The sequence below is a fragment of the Pseudomonas lundensis genome (assembly GCF_002269125.1).
GTDB lineage: Bacteria > Pseudomonadota > Gammaproteobacteria > Pseudomonadales > Pseudomonadaceae > Aquipseudomonas > Aquipseudomonas lundensis_A.
Genome location: NZ_NQKI01000076.1, coordinates 1 through 2810 on the forward strand (window position 1 = coordinate 1; position 2810 = coordinate 2810).

General features: G+C 53.7%; 1 protein-coding gene and 1 pseudogene. Both read right to left on the bottom strand.

Going from position 1 to position 2810, the window contains the following annotated elements:
- Positions 1-74: 74 nt before the first annotated feature.
- Positions 75-220 (bottom strand): annotated as a pseudogene (locus CJF39_RS23575) (DUF4113 domain-containing protein); the annotation flags it as partial.
- A 43-nt stretch (positions 221-263) separates the two neighbouring features.
- Entirely contained in the window at positions 264-1361 is a 1098-nt protein-coding gene (locus CJF39_RS22420) for an IS630 family transposase (RefSeq protein ID WP_094995350.1), read from the bottom strand.
- Positions 1362-2810: the final 1449 nt, after the last annotated feature.

Sequence of the window (2810 nt, forward strand, 5' to 3'; positions counted from 1 at the left end):
GGTAGCGGTTCTTGCCATGGTTCACCTCGTTGCAGTTTATCGCTTAACGGGGTGTCCACTCGTGCTGGGCAAGATCATTTGCAATAAACCGTCCAAAGCGATCAAGCCGCGTCGTAAAGCTCAGACTCATCATCTCCCTGCGCATCCCCCAATCAGGGTCGGGCGATACACTCGCCAAGCGCATCTTGCCCCTGCCCCATCGACCATTAATGGCGTCCAGCCCCCCATGATCTTCTCCGTGGGTAGCAGCCTTTACAGACATACTATTGTGCCGTCTCAGAAAAAACGTTTTCTTTAGACTGTGATGTCATCGCCTCTCGTGCACGCTGGATCTTGCGCAAGATGTCTTCACCTTTTGCACTCCAGACGTATCGGCTTGGCTGAGCATTGTGTAACGCCAAAAACGTGGTAATGGAGCTGGCCAATTCACGTGTCGAACTGAAGCTGGCGTCACGCAAGAAAACGGTGATATCCCGGAAGAAGCGTTCAACCATGTTCATCCATGAACTGGAGGTCGGGGTGAAATGCATGTGAAATCGCGGATGTCGCTTGAGCCATTCCTTGACCACCGGATGCTTGTGCGTGGCGTAATTGTCCACGATCAAGTGCAGTTGCAGGCCCTTGGGTGTTTCCCGGTTGATCTTTTTCAGGAAGGCCAACCACTCCTGATGTCGGTGTTGCGTTTCAATGCTGCTGATCAGTCGACCTTGTAGATAATCCATCGCCGCAAACAGTGTGAGCGTGCCGTGACGAACATAGTCATGGGTTTGTGTCCGGATATGACCGATACCCAACGGCAATCCGGGTTGCGTGCGCTGCAAGGCTTGAACTTGGCTCTTCTCATCGCAACAGAGCACCAGGGCTTTATCGGGAGGCGCCAGATACAGCCCGATGACGTCCCAGAATTTCTCTTCGAAGTTAGGGTCGTTGGACAGCTTGAAGGTGCGTGTCAGGTGCGGTTTTATGTCGTTGGCGGCCCATATCCGCTGGACGCTGGCCGGTGAAATGCCGGCGACTCGAGCCATGCTTCGACAGCTCCAGCGGGGCTGACCGATACGCGGCTGAGTGACTTGTTCAAGGGTTCGCTTCAACGCTTCGGCCGGCAAGGATGGCTTGCGACCTCGTCCGGGCAGATCCACCAGGCCTTGCAGACGCAGCTCTTGAAAACGCTTGCACCAGCGCGTGACTGACACAACGGAGAGGCCGGTTAACTGGGCAATCTCGTTGCGCGAACGGCCTTGAGCCGCCAGTAAAATCACCCGCGCCCGACGACCGTCGCGCTGACTGATAGTGGCCGACCTTATGCGTCGACTCAGTTCAATTTGTTCGTCTTCACTGAGCACGATGTCCTGAGAGTTCATGTGATCACTCCAAGCACTGACTGACCACAGAAGCATAGCTCAGGCTAGAAATTTATTTCTGAGACAGGACACTATCGGCCAGAAGCAGGGCGTCGCTAATGATTAGGGCAGCAAGTATTATTCCCATTTCTTATCGACTTAGGTCTCGAAGCATTAGGGGGGCAAAGGGAAATGCAGCAATTTTGCATATCTCTACTCGAGTCTGGCCTGCTAGCATCACCCCGTCTTTTCCACCAGGTGTATGCAGACGTACCATTTCGCCATTCTGGCCATTCTGATAGTTGGGTTTCATGAGCACACACTTAGAAATAGGATCCCGGAATGAGGTCGCTTTCGTCCTCTCTTGCCCAGGCCGACTTGAAAAGCAGGCTGGACACCCTGCTGCGGGAGTCACGGGGAGAAATTTGGAACGTCTTCTCGAGATGCTAAAGCCTCGTCTCGGCCTGCCATCCCTTGAGCGCGCAGAAGTCACCATTACAAATGCGTGGGACAAAATCGAATATCGCAGTGGAACAGGCAGATCGGAAGCGACCGACACCGAGCTGAAGCAAACCGGTAACCTTCACCGACTCGCTGACGAACTCCGTCACATAACCACACTTGTGATTTTCTGCGGATGTAAAGCCAAGGTCGCATCGCAGGAGTTGTTGCGACGGGGATATCTCCCGAGCTCAGCGCAGATAGCGTTCTTGGAGCATCTGGGAACAAGAGGGCTACTCGCAATCACCTCAGATACGGCTGACGCCCCAATTCTTTCAGCCGCTCAACAGCGCCGTCATGGGCGATCAGATTCTTTGAGGCGCATACAGTCCGAAAACACGCATCGCCGGCTCGAAGTGGTACTTGAAAGATTACTAAGTAGCGCCCGAAGCGTCAGTTAGATACTTAGATCAAACCTGCCCCTTCGCTCGACCGTTCCTCCGTCACCTCATTTTCAAACTTTGGCGCTAGACATGCCACTCTTCCGTCAAATTCCAATAAAACAAGGCTTCTTGTCGATAGCGAGCAACGTTCTTGCGTGTCTATGAGACTGACATGGTTGGTTGGATATGCGGTGAGCTACATCGCCCTCCGCGTTACGCAAGCGGAGCGCGCAGGAAACAGGTAGAAGGCGTGCGGATGGAAGCCCGTAGTGCCGAGACCCGGCACAGGGCTTAGTTCACGACAGCCATCCCGCAGGGCGCGCCAATAAATGCATGCAAGCGACAACTCAACCCGCGATTACGATAGGGCGACAGCTCAAAGAGGAAGTGTTTTCAAGAATCGTACTTCTCTACCCTAATATGGATTTCGCCCATAGATCCGAGGTAGATCCTGCGGCATGGCAGCTCGGCATGAAACCCTAGCTCGATGAGCATTTCGGGGATGCCATGGTAATCCCCCCACTTTTAGCACTTACCAAAAATAGAGGTCAGGCCGCCAGGGCCAACTTTTGTTTGGGGGTTATTC

Coding starts and splice junctions, on each gene's coding strand:
- CJF39_RS22420 (WP_094995350.1), bottom strand. CDS start 1,361: ATGAACTCTCAGGACATCGTGCTCAGTGAAGACGAACAAATTGAACTG.